Source organism: Achromobacter sp. SIMBA_011, assembly GCF_046535435.1.
GTDB classification, from domain to species: Bacteria; Pseudomonadota; Gammaproteobacteria; order Burkholderiales; family Burkholderiaceae_B; genus Achromobacter; species Achromobacter dolens.
In genome coordinates this window covers 522,723-542,949 of sequence record NZ_JAWRWN010000002.1, presented here as the reverse complement: position 1 = coordinate 542,949, position 20,227 = coordinate 522,723, and the positions used below count along the sequence as shown (strand labels likewise).

18 protein-coding genes are annotated in these 20,227 nt (G+C 68.1%); 7 read left to right on the top strand and 11 right to left on the bottom strand.

Annotated elements, in window-relative coordinates:
- Positions 1–63: 63 nt before the first annotated feature.
- Genes SB816_RS09720 through SB816_RS09710 form a run of 3 tightly spaced genes read right to left on the bottom strand, consistent with a single transcriptional unit; the run spans position 64 to position 3,871 of the window.
- The gene (locus tag SB816_RS09720) at positions 64–369 is read right to left on the bottom strand and encodes a chorismate mutase (protein WP_006384334.1); all 306 of its coding nucleotides are present in this window, start codon (positions 367–369) and stop codon (positions 64–66) included.
- A 5-nt stretch (positions 370–374) separates the two neighbouring features.
- On the bottom strand, positions 375–2,666 hold the full coding sequence (locus SB816_RS09715; protein WP_054502111.1) for a UvrD-helicase domain-containing protein: 2,292 nt from the start codon (positions 2,664–2,666) through the stop codon (positions 375–377).
- The gene (locus SB816_RS09710) at positions 2,663–3,871 is read right to left on the bottom strand and encodes a fatty acid desaturase (protein ID WP_049073143.1); all 1,209 of its coding nucleotides are present in this window, start codon (positions 3,869–3,871) and stop codon (positions 2,663–2,665) included. The genes SB816_RS09715 and SB816_RS09710 overlap by 4 nt, the downstream gene beginning before the upstream one ends.
- Before the next feature lie 326 nt (positions 3,872–4,197).
- Here SB816_RS09710 and SB816_RS09705 point away from each other — a divergent pair, with 326 nt between their 5' ends.
- Positions 4,198–4,593, top strand: a complete 396-nt coding sequence (locus SB816_RS09705; RefSeq protein ID WP_116791360.1) for a hypothetical protein — start codon at positions 4,198–4,200, stop codon at positions 4,591–4,593.
- Positions 4,594–4,616: 23 nt separating this feature from the next.
- On the opposite strand, the gene SB816_RS09700 is transcribed toward SB816_RS09705, so the two are convergent.
- Positions 4,617–5,999: an RsmB/NOP family class I SAM-dependent RNA methyltransferase gene (locus SB816_RS09700; protein ID WP_410547123.1), complete on the bottom strand. Its 1,383-nt coding sequence runs from the start codon at positions 5,997–5,999 to the stop codon at positions 4,617–4,619.
- A 949-nt stretch (positions 6,000–6,948) separates the two neighbouring features.
- A complete protein-coding gene (gene purN, locus SB816_RS09695; protein WP_410546854.1) occupies positions 6,949–7,614 on the bottom strand; it encodes a phosphoribosylglycinamide formyltransferase in 666 nt (221 codons plus the stop codon).
- 63 nt (positions 7,615–7,677) lie between these two features.
- Here purN and SB816_RS09690 point away from each other — a divergent pair, with 63 nt between their 5' ends.
- From SB816_RS09690 to coaBC, 4 genes are all read left to right on the top strand, one after another.
- A complete protein-coding gene (locus SB816_RS09690; RefSeq protein ID WP_059271438.1) occupies positions 7,678–8,643 on the top strand; it encodes a bifunctional riboflavin kinase/FAD synthetase in 966 nt (321 codons plus the stop codon).
- Entirely contained in the window at positions 8,633–11,494 is a 2,862-nt protein-coding gene (gene ileS / locus SB816_RS09685; RefSeq protein WP_410546853.1) for an isoleucine--tRNA ligase, read from the top strand. The genes SB816_RS09690 and ileS overlap by 11 nt, the downstream gene beginning before the upstream one ends.
- 2 nt (positions 11,495–11,496) lie before the next feature.
- The gene (gene lspA, locus SB816_RS09680) at positions 11,497–12,021 is read left to right on the top strand and encodes a signal peptidase II (protein ID WP_054502106.1); all 525 of its coding nucleotides are present in this window, start codon (positions 11,497–11,499) and stop codon (positions 12,019–12,021) included.
- A gap of 156 nt (positions 12,022–12,177) precedes the next feature.
- Positions 12,178–13,374: a bifunctional phosphopantothenoylcysteine decarboxylase/phosphopantothenate--cysteine ligase CoaBC gene (gene coaBC / locus SB816_RS09675; RefSeq protein WP_054502105.1), complete on the top strand. Its 1,197-nt coding sequence runs from the start codon at positions 12,178–12,180 to the stop codon at positions 13,372–13,374.
- Positions 13,375–13,478: 104 nt separating this feature from the next.
- Here coaBC and SB816_RS09670 read toward each other — a convergent pair whose 3' ends face one another.
- The 6 genes from SB816_RS09670 to SB816_RS09645 all read right to left on the bottom strand — a co-directional run bounded on the left by SB816_RS09670 (position 13,479) and on the right by SB816_RS09645 (position 18,849).
- Positions 13,479–14,468 (bottom strand): Bug family tripartite tricarboxylate transporter substrate binding protein, encoded by a 990-nt coding sequence (locus SB816_RS09670; protein WP_410546852.1) that lies wholly within the window; start codon positions 14,466–14,468, stop codon positions 13,479–13,481.
- 12 nt (positions 14,469–14,480) lie between these two features.
- Positions 14,481–15,170, bottom strand: a complete 690-nt coding sequence (locus SB816_RS09665) for an AroM family protein (RefSeq protein WP_410546851.1) — start codon at positions 15,168–15,170, stop codon at positions 14,481–14,483.
- Positions 15,167–16,096 (bottom strand): DUF1177 domain-containing protein, encoded by a 930-nt coding sequence (locus SB816_RS09660; protein WP_144657989.1) that lies wholly within the window; start codon positions 16,094–16,096, stop codon positions 15,167–15,169. Before SB816_RS09660 ends, SB816_RS09665 begins: the two co-directional genes overlap by 4 nt.
- Positions 16,093–16,797 carry a dipeptidase PepE gene (pepE, locus tag SB816_RS09655; RefSeq protein WP_054502101.1) on the bottom strand — a complete coding sequence of 235 codons (705 nt, stop codon included), beginning with the start codon at positions 16,795–16,797 and terminating at the stop codon, positions 16,093–16,095. Before pepE ends, SB816_RS09660 begins: the two co-directional genes overlap by 4 nt.
- A gap of 75 nt (positions 16,798–16,872) precedes the next feature.
- Positions 16,873–17,640, bottom strand: coding sequence for an IclR family transcriptional regulator (locus SB816_RS09650; protein WP_054502100.1), 768 nt, complete (start codon positions 17,638–17,640; stop codon positions 16,873–16,875).
- Positions 17,641–17,808: 168 nt separating this feature from the next.
- The gene (locus tag SB816_RS09645) at positions 17,809–18,849 is read right to left on the bottom strand and encodes a metal-dependent hydrolase (RefSeq protein ID WP_064526390.1); all 1,041 of its coding nucleotides are present in this window, start codon (positions 18,847–18,849) and stop codon (positions 17,809–17,811) included.
- A gap of 104 nt (positions 18,850–18,953) precedes the next feature.
- Between SB816_RS09645 and SB816_RS09640 the strand changes: the two genes are divergently transcribed.
- Together SB816_RS09640 and SB816_RS09635 are read left to right on the top strand one after the other, a co-directional pair.
- Complete coding sequence (locus tag SB816_RS09640; RefSeq protein WP_054502098.1) at positions 18,954–19,592, top strand: DedA family protein; 639 nt, start codon at positions 18,954–18,956, stop codon at positions 19,590–19,592.
- 11 nt (positions 19,593–19,603) lie between these two features.
- Positions 19,604–20,140: a hypothetical protein gene (locus SB816_RS09635; RefSeq protein ID WP_269872475.1), complete on the top strand. Its 537-nt coding sequence runs from the start codon at positions 19,604–19,606 to the stop codon at positions 20,138–20,140.
- Positions 20,141–20,227 lie beyond the last annotated feature (87 nt).

The window sequence follows — 20,227 nt, the reverse complement described above, 5'->3', positions numbered from 1 at the left end:
CGGCCATGGAACTGCCGTTGCGCATGGTGACGGCGGCCAAGCAGGCCGCCGGCCCCCCACGCATCACGAGTAGGGACGCTCGCGCAACCGGGTGTGGTGATCGACCACCGTGTCGATCACTTCGCGCAGGATGGTTTCGGCCAGGGCCGGGGGCACGCCGGCCTCTTCGGCCAGGCGCCGGATGCGCTGGACCTGCTGGTCTTCGCGCACCGGGTCCACCAGGTCCATGTCGTTGGCTTGCTTGAGCTCGCCGATCATGTCCGTGCAGCGAAAACGCACGCCCAGCAGCAGGATGATCTGCTGGTCGATCTCGTCGACTTCGGCGCGCAGCGATGCCAGTTCGGCTTTCGGGGAGTCTTGATTGGCCATGTCTATCAACCTTGAACGATATCCAGCTTGGCGATGCCGAGAGCCAGCGTCTTGGAACCGACATCGCGGAAATGGATTTCCGCCTGCGCGTCCTGCCCCGCGCCGCTCAGGCTGACGATGGTGCCGTCGCCGAAGCGCGCGTGGTGCACGCCCTGTCCCACACGATACTGCTTGTCGCCCACCGTGACGCCGGAGGCCGTGCCGCGCGGTTGACGCGGCGCAATGGTGTTGGTGGGCTTGCGGCCGAAGGCGTCGCCGCGGTTGCCGTTCCAGCCGCCGCCGGCGCTCAGCGACGGCGTCAGGCCGGCCTTGGGCGACAGCCACTTCAGGTGCTGCTCGGGGATTTCGTCGAGAAAGCGCGACCGCATGGCGTAGCGCGTCTGGCCATGCAGCATGCGGCTTTGCGCCAGGCTGATGTACAGGCGCTGGCGCGCGCGGGTGATCGCCACGTACATGAGGCGGCGCTCTTCTTCCAGGCCGGACTGTTCCAGGATGCTGTTCTCGTGCGGGAACAGGCCTTCCTCCAGGCCGGTGATGAAGACGGCGTCGAACTCCAGGCCCTTGGCCGCGTGCACGGTCATGAGCTGCACGGCGTCCTGGCCCTGTTGCGCCTGGTTGTCGCCGGCTTCGAGCGCGGCATGCGACAGGAAGGCCGCCAGCGGCGTCAGGCCGTCGGACACCACCGGCGCCGCATCGACCACGCCGGGCATCAGCGTGCTGGAGGTGTCCTGGTCGGGCACCACGCCGGCGGGCATGCCGTCGTAGTTTTCCTCGGACGCGAACACTGCCGCGGCGGTGATCAGTTCGTTCAGGTTTTCGAGGCGCTCGGCGCCTTCGCGCTCGGCCTTGTAGTGTGCGTTCAGACCGCTGGCCTCGAGCATGTGCTCGACCATTTCGGGCAGCGGCAGGTCGCGCGTTTCCTCTGTGAGACGATGGATCAACTGGGCGAACTGGGCCAGGTTGGAGCCGCCCTTGCCGGCCACCAGCGCCACCGCCGAGTACAGGCTGGAATCATGCGCGCGCGCCGCGTCGGCCAGTTGTTCCAGCGTGCGCGCGCCGATTCCGCGCGTGGGGAAATTCACCACCCGCATCCACGACGTGTCGTCGTGCGGGTTGGCCATCAGGCGCAAGTAGGCAAGCGCGTGCTTGATTTCCTGGCGCTCGAAGAAGCGCAGGCCGCCGTAGACCTTGTAGGGAATGCCGGCCGAGAAGATGGCGTGTTCGATCACGCGCGACTGCGCGTTGCTGCGGTAGAGCACGGCGATCTCGCGGCGCAGGCTGCCTTCGTGGATCAGCGAACGGATCTCGTCGACGATCCATTGCGCTTCCATGCCGTCCGAGGGCTGTTCGATGACGCGCACCGGTTCGCCTTCACCCTGGTCGGTCCAGAGGTTCTTGCCCAGGCGGCCGCTGTTGTGGCCGATGAGCGCGTTGGCCGAATCCAGGATGTGGCCGTACGAGCGGTAATTCTGCTCCAGGCGGATGACGGTGCCGCGGGCGTAGTCGCGCTCGAAGTCGGACATGTTGCCGACGTTGGCGCCGCGGAACGCGTAGATCGACTGGTCATCGTCGCCCACCGCGAAGATCGCCGCGCCGCCGCCAGCCAGCAGCCGCAGCCACTTGTACTGCAGCGTGTTGGTGTCCTGGAACTCGTCGACCAGGATGTGGCGGAAACGGCGCTGGTAGTGCTCGCGCACCGGCGCGTTGCGCGACAGCAGTTCGTAGGCGCGCAGCAGCAGCTCGGCGAAGTCGACCACGCCTTCGCGCTGGCACTGGGCTTCGTAGAGCTGGTAGATCTCGATCAGGCGACGGCGGTGCGCGTCATAGGCTTCGACGTCGGCGGGGCGCAAGCCCTCTTCCTTGGCGCCGTTGATGAAGCGCTGCACGTCGCGCGGCGGATATTTCTCGTCGTCGACGCCATTGGCCTTCATCAGCCGCTTGATGGCGGCGAGCTGGTCGGTGACGTCGAGGATCTGGAAGGTCTGCGGCAGGCCGGCGTCGCGATGATGCGCGCGCAGCATGCGGTTGCACAGGCCGTGGAAGGTGCCGATCCAGAGGCCGCGCGTATCGATCGGCAGGATGGCCGACATGCGCGCCAGCATTTCGCGAGCGGCCTTGTTGGTGAACGTGACGGCCAGCAGCCCAAAAGGCGAGGCCTGGCCGGTTTGAATCAGCCAGGCCATGCGGGTGGTGAGCACCCGGGTCTTGCCGCTGCCCGCCCCGGCCAGGACCAGGGCGTGCTGCGGTTCTAACGTTACTGCGGCGCGTTGTTCAGGATTGAGCTTCTCTAGCATCATGCCGCGTAGCGGCGCAGACGTTGAGCGAATTGCTCGAGCCCGGCGATGCCGCTTTGCTGGGCGCGCTGGCACCAGGCCTGCAGGTCATGGAGGAGCTGTTCGCTGCTGGCGCTGGAGCTTTCCCAGATACGGCCGAGTTCGCGGCGCATCTGCACCAGCGTCGACAGCGACTTGTTCTGGGCGATGGCCTTGTCCACGGCCTCGAGCTGTTCCGGCTGGAGGATGTCCTCGTTGCGGTGGATGGCGCGGCGCACCTTGTGCAGCTTGGTCCAGCCGCAATCGGCGTTGCCGTCCTGGCGCGAGGCCTTCAGCTTGGCGAGTTCCTCGCGGGCGGCGCTCTTGATCACGTCCGCGTAGCGGGCCATGACTTCGTAGCGGTGCGTGATCACGCCCTGCAGCGTGCGCAGGTCGATGCCGGTCTTGGAATCATCCAGCTTGAGCTTGGGCGCGACCTTCTTGATCTTGGCCAGGCCCAGGAACTTCAGGATGTTGATGTAGCACCAGCCGATGTCGAACTCGTACCACTTGGCCGAGAACTTGGCCGACGTGCCGTGGGCGTGGTGGTTGTTGTGCAGCTCTTCGCCGCCGATCACGATGCCCCACGGAAACACGTTGGTGCTGGTGTCCGGGCTGTTGTAGTTGCGGTAGCCCCAGTAGTGGCCGATGCCGTTGACGACGCCGGCCGCCCAGAAGGGGATCCAGGCCATCTGCACCGCCCACACCGTGACGCCGATCGCGCCGAACAGGGCGATGTCGATGGCGAGCATGGTCAGCACGCCCCACAGGCTGTGCTTGCTGTAGACGTTGCGTTCGAGCCAGTCGTCAGGCGTGCCGTGGCCGAACTTGGCCATGGTTTCCTTGTTGTTGGATTCTTCGCGGTAGAGCTCGGCGCCGCGGAACAGCACCTTCCAGATGCCGAACAGGATGGGCGAATGGGGATCGCCTTCCTTTTCGCACTTGGCGTGGTGCTTGCGGTGGATGGCAACCCATTCCTTGGTGACCATGCCGGTCGTCATCCAGAGCCAGAAGCGGAAGAAGTGCATGACGGCCGGATGCAGGTCCAGGCCCCGGTGCGCCTGGCTGCGGTGCAGGAAGACGGTGACGGACACAATGGTGATGTGCGTCATGACCAGGGTGAAAACGACGATCTGCCACCAAGTGGCTTGGGTCAGACCGCCGGCAATGAAGGAGAGGATGTAATCCATAAAGCTGTAATGAGCCTCGCTTGAAGAGTGCCTGAAGTTTAGCTTACCTTTGCCGCGTTATGACAATGGAGTTTCAAAATAGTTTTTGAGGGAAATCAAGGACTAAGCCCTGCTTTTGACCACACTACGCCAGGCGCGCGACCGAGTCGGCGCGACCCTTGGCGACGATGACGACGCATCCCGGGCCGGGACGCGCCCACGTCGGACACTTCGTTTTGGCTACGCGTCGCGATTAAAGTTCCTGTCAGGCTGGCACGCGCTGTCTTGCGGGCGCCACGGGTCTGGCGCACACTTCGGTCCGCTATCACCGTCTCTTCCGCCTCACGATGTTCCGCGAAAAAACCCGTCCCTATTTTATTGCCCTCCTGGCCGCCGCCGGTCTGGCCGCCGCGGCGCCCACGCATGCCCAGTCGCTGAAAATTGGGGACGTTACCGTGCTGGCGTCCTATTACGAGATCCGCGGCTCTGACTGCCTGGCGCTGCGCGCGCCCCGCGTCACCATCACGCTGCAACCGCGCCTGGGGGTCGCCAGCATCGTCCAGACGCGCGGCCAGTCCGGCGACTCGGGACGTTGCGCGTACAAGACAGTGCCGGTGGCGCAACTGGTCTACCAGGCCAACCAACCCGGGTCGGATTCGCTGGCCTGGGAAGTGAAATACCAGAATAAGACCATCGGAACGCGCCGGTACAGCGCGACGCTGGGCATCGCGCCGGCTCCCTGAGCCAGCGCGGGGCCAGCCACCGCTCAGGAAGCCGGCCTGGCCTGATCCGCCTCGCTGAACGCTTCCGAGGCCACCGGTTCCAGGGACTCCTGGGCGACGGGCGCCTCGGCAGTGCCGACATCCTCTTCGTGCGGCGCTTCGGCGTCCGACTGCGCCTCGGCTTCGCCTTCCGCTGCGGTGACAGCCTTCTTGCGGCGCTCGAACACGGCGGCGAAGAAGCCGTCGGTGCCATGCAGGTCCGGACGCAGTTGGACGTAGGGCCCCTCCAGCTTCAGGTTGTCGCAACGGGCAGCCAGGATCTCGGCCGCGTCCACCCGCTCGAAATCCGGATGGCTGGCCAGGAAGCGGTCGGCCTGCACTTCGTTTTCCTCGGCCAGCAGGCTGCAGGTGGCGTACACCAGGCGGCCGCCGGGCGCCACGCAGCGCGCGGCGCTATTGAGGATGCGTTCCTGCAGTTGTCCCAGTTCAGCCAGCGACTCGGGGTGCTGGCGCCACTTCAGGTCGGGGTTGCGGCGCAAGGTGCCGATGCCGCTGCAGGGCGCGTCGACCAGCACGCGCTGGGCCTTGCCGGCCAGGCGCTTGACGCGGGCGTCGTTCTCGCTGTCGATCGCCACCGGCACCACGTTCGACAGGCCGCTGCGTGCAAAGCGCGGCTTGGCTCGCGCCAGGCGGGCGGCCGAGACGTCAAAGGCGTAGAGGCGGCCGGTCGAGCGCATCAGCGCGCCCAGCAGCAGGGTCTTGCCGCCGGCGCCGGCGCAGAAGTCGATGATCATTTCGCCGCGGCGCGGCGCCACCAGCAGGGCCAGCAACTGGCTGCCTTCGTCCTGCACCTCGATACTGCCGTTCTCGAACTGCGGCCAGCGGTTGATGGCCGGACGGCCTTCCATGCGGATGCCCCAGGGCGAGTACGGCATCGGCACGGGTTCGTAGCGGCCGGCGCTCTGCTGCAGTTCCGCCAGCATGGCGTCACGCTCGACCTTGAGCGGGTTGACACGCAGGTCCAGGCTGGCCTGGCGGTTGAGGGCCTCGATCAGGGTTTCGGGGCTTTCCATGGCGCCCAGGCGCTCGTCGAGCCAGTCAGGGATGCTGCCGCGCACGGCGCGCGGCAGCGTCGCCAGGTCGATCTGCAGCACGCGTTGCAGCCATTCCGCCTCGGCCGCGTCCAGGCCTTCACGCAGCGCTTCGGTGCCGAGGGTGGCGGCCAGGCCCAGGATGGCCAGGCGGCGCGAAGCCGGCCCGACGCCGCTTTCGCCGAACTGGCGGTAGCGGCGCAGGTGGCGCAGCACGTCGTAGACGGCTTCGGCCACTTCCGAACGGTCGCGCGCGCCCAGGCCGGGATGGCCACGCAGCCAGTGCGACAAGGCGGCGTCTGCCGGGTAGGTCCATTGCAGGATCTCGCCCAGCACGCGCTGCACCTGGTCGATACGGCTGGCGGCATACGACAGGCGCGGCCGGTTGAATTGCGGCTTTTGCGGGGCGGCGTCACGCCGGCCCTGGCCTTCGCGGCGGTCGGAACCGTGGAAACCACGCTCGCCGCCACGGCCTTCGCCGCGCGGAGCGTCGTAGGACGGGCGCGAATCCGGACGACCGAAGGCTTCACGGCGATCCGAACCGAAGGAGCCGCGCTCGCCGCCGCGGCCTTCGCCGCGCGAAGCGGCATGGGAGGGACGCGAATCCGGGCGACCCTGGCCTTCACGGCGGTCCGAACCGAAGGAGCCGCGCTCACCGCCGCGGCCTTCGCCGCGCGAAGCGCCATAGGAGGGACGCGAATCCGGGCGACCCTGGCCTTCGCGGCGGTCCGAACCGAAGGAGCCGCGCTCGCCGCCACGGCCTTCGCCGCGCGAAGCGCCGTAGGACGGGCGCGAATCCGGACGGCCGTAGCCTTCGCGGCGGTCCGAACCGAAGGAACCCCGTTCACCGCCATGGCCTTGGCCCTCACGGCGCTCCGAGCCGTACGAGCCACGCTCGCCACGCGGCGCGTCATAGGAAGGGCGCGGCGTCGGGCGGCCCGAGCCTTCGCGCCGGTCGCCGCCGAAGGAACCGCGTTCGCCGCGGCCTTCGCCGCGTGGCGCGTCATAGGACGGACGTGGGGTCGGACGGCTGTCGCGGCGCTCGTCCGAACGGCCTTCGCGGCCACCGGCGGCGCGCTCGGGGCGCGGCGCGCGATCCTGGGCGACGCGGGCCTCGCCCTTGGGGCGCGAGAAGAAGGACCGGCCGTCACGCTCTCCGGCGGCTGCCGGGCGGGAACGCGGGGATTGGGGTTTGCTCATGGTGTATTCCAGTGGGGCGGACACATGCCGCCCGATAAATGCGATTCAGGGCCGTCGGCGGCCCGGCTGCGCGGCTGGCGTCGGCTCAGGCCGCCGCGGACCAGGTGAACAGGCGGTCGGGATCTCCCTGCACGTCCACCCGGTGGTCATTCGTCAGGGTAACCCGGCCTTCGGCGAGCCAGCGCACGGCGGTCGGAAAAGCCTGGTGCTCGACTTCCAGCACGCGTTCGGCCAGCATTTCGGGCGTGTCGCCAGCCAGGACCGGCACGCAGCCCTGGGCAATGATGGGGCCATGGTCCAGCACCGGCGTCACGAAATGCACGGTGCAGCCATGCACCTGCACGCCGGTGGCCAGCGCCTGGGCGTGCGTGTGCAGCCCCGGGAACGCCGGCAGCAGCGACGGATGGATGTTGACCAGGCGGCCGCTATAGCGATTGACGAAGCCGGGGGTCAGCACCCGCATGAAGCCGGCCAGGATGACGTAGTCCGGTGCGTGCAGGTCGATTTCCGTGGCCAGCGCGGCGTCGAACGCTTCGCGGCTGGCATAGTCCTTGTGGTACAGCGCCGCCGTAGCGATGCCCTGGGCCGCGGCCCATTCAAGGCCGGCGGCGTCCGGCCGGCTGGCGATCACGGCGGCGATCGTGGCGGGCCAGCCCTGTTGGCGACAGGCCTGGACCAGCGCCTGCATGTTGCTGCCTCGTCCCGAGATCAGGATGACGATGCGGCGCGGTGGTGTAGAAGTTTCCGGCAAGATGAGCGATCCAAATTGGGGATGACGAACAATCCCGTAATCCAAAATTGTAAACTCTCGCTCGTGAAACCACCGCTGCGCATCCACCGATCCCTTCCGCCGCCCGCCCAGCGCGCTCCCAGCGCGCTGACCATCGGCAATTTCGACGGCGTCCACCGAGGACACCAGGCCATGCTGGCGCGCGTCTGCCAGGTCGCGCGCGACCGCGGCCTGACGCCCGCCGTGATGACCTTCGAGCCGCACCCGCGCGAGTACTTCGCCACGCTGAACCAGCGTCCCGAGCTGGCGCCCACCCGCATTTCCGGGCTGCGCGACAAGCTGGCGGCGCTGGCCCGCTATGGCGTATCCCAGGTCGTGGTCGAGCGCTTCAACGCCCGCCTGGCCGAAATGTCGGCCAACGCCTTCATCGAGAACCTGCTGGTGCGGGGGATGGATACCAAGTGGCTGCTGGTGGGCGAGGACTTCCGCTTCGGCCACAAGCGCAGCGGCGACATCGACCTGCTGCGCGAAGCCGGGCTGCGCCATGGCTTCGAGGTGCAGACCCTGGCCGACGTCACCGACCGCCACGGCCACCGCATTTCCAGCTCGGAAGTGCGCACCGCCCTGGCCGTGGGCGACCTGGACCGGGCCCGCCACCTCCTGGGCCACCCCTTCCATATCAGCGGTCACGTGATCCACGGCCAGAAGCTGGGCCGCACCCTGGGCTATCCGACCATGAACCTGCGGGTGGCCGAGCGCTGCGCGGCCCGCTCCGGCATCTACGTGGTGCAGGTCTATGGCCTGGCCGAGCGCGCCCTGCCGGCGGTGGCCAGCCTGGGCGTGCGCCCGACCGTCGAGGACCGCGGACGCGTGCTGCTGGAAGCGCACCTGCTCGACGAGACCGTCAACGCATACGGTAAACTCGTGCGTGTCGAATTCCTGCAAAAGCTGCGGGACGAAGAAAAATTTCCTGATCTCCCTTCCCTGACTGCCGCCATCGCCGAAGACGCGCGAAACGCGCGCGCCTATTTTGCCGTTCATGGACTATAAAAAGACCCTCAACCTGCCCGATACCCCCTTCCCCATGCGGGGCGACCTCGCCAAGCGCGAGCCCGCCTGGATTGCGCAGTGGGAGGAAAACCACGTCTACCAGGCGATCCGCGCCGCCAGCCGCGGCCGTCCGCGCTTCGTGCTGCACGACGGCCCGCCCTACGCCAACGGCGACATCCACATCGGCCACGCGGTCAACAAGATCCTGAAGGACATCATCGTCAAGAGCCGCAACATGGCCGGCTACGACGCGCACTACGTGCCGGGCTGGGATTGCCACGGCATGCCGATCGAGATCCAGATCGAGAAGAAATACGGCAAGCACCTGCCGGTGGCCGAGGTGCAGTCCAAGGCGCGCGCCTACGCGCTCGAGCAGATCGACCGCCAGCGCAAGGACTTCAAGCGCCTGGGCGTGCTGGGCGAGTGGGATCGTCCCTACATGACGATGAACTTCAGCAATGAAGCCGACGAGATCCGCGCCCTGGGCCGCATCCTGGACAAGGGCTACGTGTTCCGCGGCCTCAAGCCCGTGAACTGGTGTTTCGACTGTGGCTCGGCGCTGGCCGAGGCCGAGGTCGAATACGCCGACCGCGTCGACCCGGCGGTGGACGTGGCCTTCCCGTTCGCCGAGCACGACAAGCTGGCCAAGGCCTTCGGCCTGGACAAGGTCGACGACGGCGCCATCGTCATCTGGACCACCACGCCCTGGACCATCCCGTCCAACCAGGCGCTGAACCTGCATCCCGAAATCGAATACGCGCTGGTGCGCGTGTCGCCCGCGCCCAAGTTCGGCCCGCTGCTGCTGATCGCGCGCGAGCGCGTCGAAGCCTGCCTGAAGGCCTGGAACCTGGAAGGCGAAGTCATCGCCACCGCCCCGGGCGCGGCGCTGTCGGGCATCGAGTTCCGCCATCCGCTGGCGCAGTTCGAAGCCGCCTATGACCGCAAGGCCCCGATCTACCTGGGCGAGTACGTCACGGCCGACTCCGGCACCGGCGTGGTGCACTCGGCCCCCGCCTACGGTATCGAGGACTTCATCTCGTGCAAGGAGCACGGCATGAAGGACACCGACTTCATCAGCCCGGTCATGGGCGACGGCAAGTACGTCGACAGCCTGGCGCTGTTCGGCGGCCTGTCGATCTGGGACGCCAATCCCAAGATCGTCGAGGCCCTGAAGGAAGCCGGCGCGCTGATGCACGTCGAAAAGCACAAGCACAGCTACATGCACTGCTGGCGCCACAAGACGCCCATCATCTACCGCGCCACCAGCCAATGGTTCGCCGGCATGGACATCAAGCCGAAGGACGGCGGCCCGACCCTTCGCGAATCGGCGCTGGCCGGCATCGACGCCACTGCCTTCTATCCGGCCTGGGGCCGCGCTCGCCTGCACGCCATGATCGCCAACCGTCCGGACTGGACCCTGTCGCGCCAGCGCCAGTGGGGCACGCCGATGGCCTTCTTCGTGCACAAGGAAACCGGCGCGCTGCATCCGCGCACCTCCGAATTGCTGGAACAGGTCGCGCAACGCGTGGAGCAAGGCGGCATCGAGGCCTGGCAGACGCTGGACCCGCGCGAGCTGCTGGGCGACGAAGCCGACCAATACGAAAAGAACCGCGACACGCTGGACGTGTGGTTCGACTCGGGCAGCACCCACGCCACCGTGCTGGGCGGCAAGGACGGCGATTTCGCCGGCTCGCACGGCGCCGAACTGGGTTGGCCCGCCGACCTCTACCTGGAAGGCTCCGACCAGCACCGGGGCTGGTTCCATTCGTCGCTGCTGACCGGCTGCATGCTGTATGGCCAGCCGCCCTACAAGGCCCTGCTGACGCACGGCTTCGTGGTGGACGGCCAGGGCCGCAAGATGAGCAAGTCGGTCGGCAACGTGATCGCGCCGCAGAAGGTGTCCGATTCGCTGGGCGCCGAAATCCTGCGCCTGTGGGTCGCCTCCACCGACTACTCGGGCGAGCTGTCGATCTCTGACGAGATCCTCAAGCGCGTGGTCGAAGGCTATCGCCGCATCCGCAACACGCTGCGTTTCCTGCTGGCCAACCTGGCCGACTTCGACGCCGTGTCGCAGTCCGTGCCCTACGGCGAGCTGTTCGAGATCGACCGCTATGCGCTGGCCATGACGGCGCAGATGCAGGCCGAGGTGCAGGGTCACTACGAACGCTACGATTTCCACCCGGCGGTTTCGCGCCTGCAGACGTTCTGCTCGGAAGACCTGGGCGCGTTCTACCTGGATATCCTGAAAGACCGCCTGTACACCTCGAAGGTGGACAGCGTGGCCCGCCGCTCGGCCCAGACCGCGCTGCTGGACATCACCCAGACGCTGCTCAAGCTGATGGCGCCGATCCTGTCGTTCACGGCCGAAGAGGCCTGGAAGGAACTGGTCGGCTCGGCCCTGAAGCACCAGGCCGACGCCGCCCGCGTCACCATCTTCACCGAGGTCTACCACGCGCTGCCGCCGTTCGCGGACGCCGAGGCCCTGTCGGCCAAGTGGACGCGCCTGCGCGCCATCCGCGCCGAGGTCCAGCGCAAGCTGGAAGAGGTGCGCACGGCCGGCGACATCGGTTCGTCGCTGCAGGCCGAGGTCGACCTGTACGCCAGCGGCGAAGACCAGCAATTGCTGGCCAGCCTGGGCGACGACCTGCGCTTCGTGCTGATCGTCTCGCGCGCCGCCGTGCACGCAGGCGAAGGCGAGACGCGCATCGAGGTCACGCCGTCCAAGCACAAGAAGTGCGAGCGCTGCTGGCACTGGCGCCTGGACGTGGGCCAGGATCCGGATCACCCCGAGATCTGCGGCCGCTGCGTGTCCAACCTGTTCGGCTCGGGCGAAGCCCGCGACAAGGCCTGAGCATGGCCGGCCCTCAAGGCACGGCCACCGGGGCATCCGCCGGCGCGCCCCCCGCAAGGGTGGGCCGCTGGCTGGGCATCGCGCTGGCCATCGTCGTGCTGGACCAGCTGACCAAGGTGTACTTCAACACCTCATACCAGTATGGCGAGCGCCTGAACCTGCTGCCGTTCTTCGACTTCACGCTGCTGTATAACCGCGGCGCGGCATTCAGCTTCCTGGCATCCGAGGAAGGCTGGCAGCGCTGGCTGTTCACGGCGCTGGGCCTCGTCGCCGCCGTGGTCATCACCGTGATCCTGCGCCGCACCCGCGGCCAGCCGCGCTTCTGCCTGGCGCTGGCGATGATCCTGGGCGGCGCCATCGGCAACGTGATCGACCGCGTGGTGTATGGCCACGTGGTGGACTTCCTGCTGTTCTATTGGCGCGACTGGTACTACCCCGCCTTCAATGTGGCGGACGTGGGGATCACCTGCGGCGCGGTACTGCTGGTGCTGGACGAGCTGCTGCGGGCCCGCAAGCCGCGCGCCTGACGCCCTCCCCCGCCCCCCTTCGAAACCCGGCCCCTGGCCGGGTTTTTTCCTGTTTGAGCCCCCCTGCACGCATGGCGAACGGCGCGATGCGGCAATGCGGAATAAAATCACTGTCCGTTCCCTGATTCGACGGCATCCAAACGCCGTCCGACGCCCATGCTCGACCTCGCCCGCAAACGCATCGTCCTCGGCCTGACCGGTGGCATCGCCTGCTACAAAATCGCCGAGCTGGTGCGGCGCATGACCGAACAAGGCGCCGTCGTCGACGTAGTGATGACCGAGGCGGCCACGCACTTCATCACGCCGGTGACCATGCAGGCCCTGTCCGGCCGTCCGGTGTTCGTCGATGCCTGGGACCCGCGGGTGCCCAACAACATGGCGCACATCGACCTGACGCGCGGCGCCGACGCCGTGCTGATCGCGCCGGCCAGCACCGACTTCATGGCCAAGCTGGCTCACGGCATGGCCGACGACCTGCTGTCGACGCTGTGCGTGGCGCGCGCCTGCCCGCTGCTCGTCGCGCCCGCCATGAACCGCGAGATGTGGGCCAACCCGGCGACCCAGCGCAACGTGGCGCAACTGCGCGCCGACGGCATCAGCATCCTGGGTCCGGCCGCCGGCGAACAGGCCTGTGGCGAGACCGGCGACGGGCGCATGCTCGAAGCCCATGAAATCCTCGCCGACCTGATCGCCTTCTTCCAGCCCAAGCTGCTGGCCGGCCGTCACGTGCTGCTGACCGCCGGCCCCACCTCCGAGCCGGTCGATCCGGTGCGCGTGCTGAGCAACCGCTCGTCGGGCAAGACCGGCTACGCCCTGGCCCGCGCCGCGCGCGAAGCCGGCGCCCGCGTCACGCTGATCACCGGCGCCACCGCCCTGCCCGTGCCGCGCGGCGTCACCGCCCTGTCGGTGATGACGGCGCGCCAGATGCACGACGCCGTGATGGCCAGCGCCGCCGACGCCGACATCTTCATCGCCGTGGCCGCCGTGGCCGACTGGCGCGTCAAGAACGTCAGCAACCAGAAGCTGAAGAAGACCAGCGAAGGCGGCGGCGCGCCGCAGATGGAGTTCGAGCCCAACCCCGACATCCTGGCCGAAGTGGCCAAACTGAAGGACGGGCCGTGGTGCGTGGGTTTTGCGGCAGAGACCGAAAAGCTGGCCGAGCACGCCGAGGCCAAGCGCCAGCGCAAGGGCATTCCGCTGCTGGTGGGCAACCTGGCGCACAAGGTGATGGACGCCGACACCACCGAACTGGTGCTGTTCGACGCGCAGGGCGCGCACCCGCTGCCGGCCGCCGACAAGCTGGACGCCGCGCGCCGCCTGATCGCCGAGATCGCGGCGCGGCTGCCGGACTGATCCCGCCCGTCCGCGAGACCCAATAAAAACGCCAGACGCGAGTCTGGCGTTTTTGTTTGCGGCGCGCGCCGCGCCTGCTGGCAACGGCGGACGCGACAGCCTGCTTATTGCTCCAGGCTGATGTTGGCGGCGCGCACGATGTCGGCCCACTGCTTGCGGTCGTTCTCCAGGAACCGGCCGAACTGCTCGGGCGTCATGCCGGTGACCGGTTCCGAACCCAGGCCGGCCATCTTCTCCTTCACGGCGGGCTGCTTGAGCACGTCCTGCAGCGCCGCGTAGTAGGCGGCCAGCACGTCGGCCGGCAGCCCGGCCGGCGCGAACACGCCCTGCCAGGTCGGCATGTCGAAGCCCTTCAGGCCCTGCTCGTCCAGCGTGGGCACGTCGGGCAGTTGCGCCGAGCGCTTGAGCGAGGCCACGCCGATGGCCTTGACCTTGCCCTGCAGCGCCAGCGGCGCGGCGGTGGAGATGTTGTCCATCGTCATCGCGATGTGGCCGCCCAGCAGGTCGGTGATGACCGGCGCCGCGCCTCGGTAGGCCGCGTGCGGCACCTTCACGCCCAGCTTGTACAGCATGGTTTCGGCGATCAGGTGATTGGAGATGCCCACGCCGGCGGTGCCGTAGGTGGCGGTCGGCGTCTTCTGGAAGTAGTCCTTCAATTCGGCCAGGTTGTTGGCCGGCACGTCCTTGTTGACGATGACCACGTTGGGCTGCACCGCCGCCAGCGTGATGGGCGTGAAGTCGGTCGGCTTGTAGCTGGTGCCCTTGGCGTTGAGCACGTGGGTGATGGCCATGGAACCGGCCGCGGCGATGCCGATGGTGTAGCCGTCAGGCTGCGATTGCGACAGGCGGAAGGCCATGATGTTGCCGCCGGCGCCCGCCAGGTTCTCGACCACCACCGTCTGGCCCAGGCGCTGCGACAGCGGCTCGGCCAGCAGGCGCGCCAGCGTGTCGGCGGAACCGCCGGGCGCGAAACCGACCAGGAGGCGCACCGGCTTGGTCGGTTTCCAGGCGTCCGCGGCCAGGACCGGCGCGGCCGACATGGCGCCGACGACGAACAGTGCGCCCACGGCGCGTTGCAAACTACGGCTGAACATGAAGAGGATCCCTTATTCCAGAATTTGCGCAAGCATCTGCGCCACAACACGATTCGACAGCAGCACCGGGCGACCCGATGCCTGCGCCACCGCCTGGCGCATGCGTTCGGCGTAGCCCATGCAATGCATGACGATGAAATCGCAGTCAGCCAATGCGCGGCCGGCCTGCGTGAAATTGGCGGCTGCGCGCGTCGCGTCCGTTTCGTAGGGCGAGGCATGCACCACCGTCGCCGGGCATTCCAGCGGCACGGCCATGTGGAACGCATCGACCTGGGCTTCCAGCGGCACCACCAGCCCGACATGGCGACCGTGCTGCGACAGGCCCGCGACCAGGTGGTCCACCACCTGCTGCGGCTCGACCACCAGCGTGCGCATCGGCGCGATCGCGGTGCCCGTGCACAACGGCACCAGCAGGTCGTAGCCGGCAGCGTCGACCTGACGCATCACCTGCGCCAGGCGGGCCTCGGCGGCGGCCGCGTCCAGTTCGATCTGGCTGCCGTCGCGCATGCGCGTGGCGAAGCGGTATTCGCCCGGACGCGGCGCCAGCGCGGCCAGCGCCGCGGCGTCCAAGCCGTCGAGCGCGCCGAATTCGTCGATGCGCACGTGCTCGCCCAGCAAGGGAGCCATCTCGGGCACCACGTCGCTGCGCGGCGACTGGCCGATGGTGAAGAACGCCACGCGACGCGGCTTGGGCGTGCTCATTGCGCGCCCCCGGGTTCCCGGCCAGTGGTCTGCAGGTGCGCCATCGAGCCGTAGCGGGCCTGCAGCGCGCGCCATTCGGCGTCGTCGAAGAAAGCCAGCGCGCCCTGCCCGAACAGCTTGGCGATCTCGATGCAGAAGCGCATGGCGACGTCGGCGTCGACCGCGTTGGTGACGCCGGTGGCGCAGCCCGGCACGGCGGTCTGCGCGGTCAGCGCCACGCCCACTACCGGCGCGTCGGTGACGATGGCCGGCTGCATCAGCGAATTGACGTGCCACAGGCCGTTCTCGTAGGGCGTGATGTCCTGTGTGGTCAACGGCAGCGTCAGGGGCAACTGGCCGCTGACCCAGCCGATCACGTCCAGCATGGTTTCGGGAATGCGCAGCAGGTAACCCTGCTTGGCCACCGGCGTGAGGGCCACGCCGCGCTGGTTCACCAGGCGGTTGCCGCGGGTGGTGTCGACCGACAGGATCGCGTCCATGCGCGGATCGACTTCGTGCGACATCATCTCGCGCATCGGGAACGGCGAGCGCATCATCGGCACCGGGTGGTGCGGACGGGTGCCGGCACGCGGGCAGATGTGGGTGCGGATGCGCACGGTGCCGGGCAGCACGTCGCCCTGGCGCGCCATGGCCATCAGCTTGAGCGCAGTGGCCACGGCGACCACGGCGCCATCGCTGTCGGACACCAGGCCGGTGACGGCCGGACGCGCGCCGATGCCGCCCAGGCGGCCGACGATGCCCAGTTGCGGCGCGTTGGCGTCGGAACCCGGGATGACAATGGAGAGAAAGTCGGTGGCCAGGCCGTCGCGCTCGAGCCGAGTGACTTCGACTTCGCACTGGCCCGCCTCGCGCAGGACCTGCGCCACCGCTTCGCCCGTGACATGCGCCGAGGACAGCAGCTCGATAGTGTCGATGACCTGTTTCATGCCGGGATCTCCACCACCCCGGGCTGGAACACGCGCGGCTCGTTGCCGCCCAGGAACAGCGGCGCATCGTGCGGACCGACCAGCGTGATGGCGGCGCCGCGCACGCGCAGCGCGGCGCCTTCGGGCAGGCCCAGCACCGGCATCGTCGGGTTCAGCGTGCAGAACTCAGCCAGGCGCTGCGCGCGGGTCTCGCCGCGGTGGCCGGGAGGATGGGCGTTGGTGTAGTGCGGATTGATCTGGAAGGACAGCAGGCCGAGCGCGTCGAAGCCCGCGGGATCGGTGATCGGCATGTCGTTGGTGGTGCAGATGCTGGGGCAGGCCAGGTTGGAGCCGGCGCTCCAGCCCAGGTAGGCGGCGCCTTCGCGCACGCGGCGCGCCACCACGCTCAACAGGCCCCGGCGGCGCAGCTCGCCAAGCAGATTGAAGGTGTTGCCGCCGCCGACGATGATGACCGCGGCCCTTTCCAGCGCGGCCACCGGATCGGCGGCGCGGTGCAGCGGCTCGATGTCCAGGCCGGTGTCGGCCAGCGCCGTCACCACCATCGCGGTGTAGTCGTCCCAGTTGCGGGTGACGCCTGCGTACGGCACGAACACCGCCGGCGCGCCGGCTGGCAGCGTGGCGATCAGTTCGCGGATGTCGGGCAAGGCGTGCACCAGGTAGCCGGCGTCGCTGCTGGAATTGCTGAGGAGCAGAAGGTTCATGTGCAAAGTTCCGTGGAGTCGTTGGGTCGGAGCGCCGCATGCGGGCGGCCAGATAGCGGGAATCGGTAACAGGGATCAGTCCAGCCAGTAGGGGTCGTTCAGTTCGCGCCCCAACGCGGCGACCTGCTGTGTCAGGGCGTCGCGCAACGCGGCGACGCGGGCGGCATCGACCTGGAACGACACAAAGGACAGGCACAGGCCGCGCAATTCACCGCTGGACGGATCGCGCACCGCCGCCGCCACGGCGCCGATGCCGGGCATCGCCTGGTCGATGGCAACCCCGTAATGGTCGGCGCGGGTCTGCGCCACGCGCTGCGCCAGTTCGCCGACGGTGGCCGGACAATCCTTGCCTTCCATCGGCAGCGACTGCGTGGGGTCGGCGCCGTAGAGCGCGTCGAACTCGGCCTGGCTCAGGCGCGACAGCAGCGCCCGCCCCATGGCCGTGCCCGAGGCGGCGCGACGCGAGCCGGGCGGCGACAGCACCTGCACCGGGTGCGAGCCGTTCAGGCGCTGCAGCACCACGGTTTCGCGCTGGTTCAAGGTGGACAGGTAGGCGGTCAGGCCGCTGTCCGCCGACAGGCGCGCCAGCACCTTGCGGCAGGCGTCATCCAGCGGGGTAGCGGCCAGGCCGGCGCGCACCGCCTGCGATAGCAGCAGGCCGGGACGATAACGGCGCGAGGCCGCGTCCTGGTCGAGCATGCCGTAGTGCTGCATCTGGTTGAGCAGGCGCGATGCCGTGCTCTTGGGCATGGATAACCGCTGCGCCACGTCGGTGAAGCTGAGCTCCGCAGCGCCCTCCGCATAAAGCGCAAGCACGCGTTGGACGCCGTCGAGAATACTCATCGATGTTCCATAAAACGGAACTATTGTTCCTTAATATCGAACAAGAATAATGCAGGGTCGGACCGCCGGTCAATACGGGGCCCATGCCGGGGCAGCGCCGGAACATGAAAAACCCGCCGGATCGCGGCGGGTCGTATCAGGCGGCGTGGCGAGCCAATGCGGACCGGCTCAGCGCGTGGCGCTCTCCGCCCACTGCGCCAGCGGCAGCGGCGGCTGGGCATGCAGGATGCGGGCCAGCAGCAGCTTGAGCTCGGCCCAGCCGCCCCGCTCGCCCGGCCAACTGGACGGCGTCACCGGCCGCCAGGTGCCATCCGGCGCGCGCTCCGCCATCTTGAAGCGGAAGTTGTAGTGACCGGCCATGCCCATGCGCAAATCGGTCACCACCAGCGCATCGCCCAGCGCGTCATAGCGCAGCCAGTCATCGGTGAACCAGCGCAGTCGCTCGTGCAGCGGCACGCCCGCCAGCGCCTGGCCCAGATCCGGGTGAAGCGGCTGGCGCAGCCATTCCGGCGGCTCGCGGTCGAACCAACTGCTGACGGCCTCGTAGTAATGGCCATCGGGCGTCTTGGCGATAACGCGCCACAGCAGCGTGTTGAGCGGCATGGGAACGGCCCGCAGCTCGGTGACGACGATGCCTCGCGCCTGCATCGCATCGCGCACCCGCTGCTCGGCGGCGATGCGGCCCGCCAGGCCGAACGCCAGGTAGGCCGTGCTGAAGATCAGCGCCCCCGCCAGCAGTCGCCGGGCGTTGCGCGTCATGCCCGCGATGATCGCGTAGACCGCCGCCAGCAACAGCGGCACGGTGTAGACCGGATCGATGATGAAAATCGCCGACCAGCTTTCCGGAATCGACGCCAGCGGCCAGAACAACTGCGTGCCGTAGACGGTGAAGGCGTCCAGCAGTGGATGCGTCACCAATACCAACCACAGTGTCAGGAACAATCGCCTGCCGCTGTAGGGGGCCTGTGGCCAGTATCGGCGTATCAGGCAGGCCAGGAGCAGCGCCAGACCCGTCAGCACGAAGATCGAATGCGAGAAGCCCCGGTGATAGGTCATCAGTGACACCGGGTCCGGGTAACGCATCAACACGTCCAGATCCGGCACCGTGGCCAGCGCCGCGCCGTAGATCAGCGCTCGCCGTCCCTGCACGCGCCCCAGCAGCGCCCCCTGTATGCCCGCGCCCAGCACGGCTTGTGTAACCGAATCCATAGAACTCCGACGATAGCCTTCGGTGGACGCCGCTTTCACGCGGCGCCCACAATGCAGGCGTTAAGATACCCGATTGCGTTCAGCTAATTTTCAACTTTTGCCTCATGGACCAATACATCGACAAGATCGGCGTGCTGATCGAGACCAACCAGGCCTGGGCCGGCCCCATCACCTTCCTGCTCACGCTGGGAGAATCGATGGTGCTGCTGGGCCTGTTCATTCCCGCGACCGCGCTGATGTTGCTGACGGGCGGCCTGATCGGGGCCGGCACGCTGGATCCATGGAGCATCATGGCCTGGGGCGTCGCTGGCGCCATCGTCGGCGACGCGCTGTCCTACGGGCTGGGCCGCTGGGCGGGCCCCAGCGTGCTACGGCGCTGGCCGCTCAAGCAGCAGCGCACCGCCGTCGCCCGCGCCCGGCTGTTCTTCTACCGCTATGGCTTCGCCTCGGTGCTGATCGGCCGCTTCCTGGGACCGATCCGCTCGACCATCCCGACGGTGGCCGGCGTCATGGGCATGGCGCATGGCCGTTTCCAGATGGCCAATGTGCTTTCGGCCATCCTGTGGATGCCGCTGATGCTGGCGCCGGGCTACATCACCGCGCGCAGCCTGGGCGCCGCGGAAAACGCCCAGCAGATCGCCATGATGATCGGCGCGGGTTTCTCGGTGCTGCTAGGATGCGGACTTCTGGTCGCGATGATGCGCAAGCGCCGGCAGCCGGCGCGGATCCGTCGCGGCAATTAGCGGAGAACAGCATGGCTATCGACATGGAGCCAAAGAACGGCGACTTCGCGCGCTACATCGAAAATCTTTCGCGCGCCGGTGGCGCCACGCCTGGACGGGTGCCGAGCAAAGCCGAGACCAAGCGCCAGGCCGCCATGCCGGCGCCGACGCCCTCCCCCGCCCCGGACCAGGGTTCCCTGAACGACCTGACCTGGGGCAAGACAGCCCCGCCGCCGCTGCAATCGCGTCGCGCCGACAGCGTGCCGCCCACCGTCGCGCCCGGCCAGACGGACGCCGAGGCGGTCTCGCTGGCCAAGCGCGCGCGCCAGCGCAAGCAGGGCATTTTCCTGACCGTCGCCGGCGCGGTGGCCGGCTGGGCCGCGGTCAACGTCGCCTTCAAGGCGCTGCACGCGCCGCGCTTCGACCTGGACGATTTCATGCCGGCGGTGTTCCTGGGCTTCTTCGCGCTGATGCTGTTCAAGGCCGCCAGCGGCGCCCGCGACCCGCGCAAGCGGCCGCTGGAAAAGCTGCCGCCGCTCAAGACCTCGTCGTACCGCAAGGATGCGTGAGCGGACGCGGCCGCGGCGGCAATGGTGCTAACATTTCCGCCGCTGTCGAACAGACCCCACGAATACCGGAGTGAAAGTGAATAACGT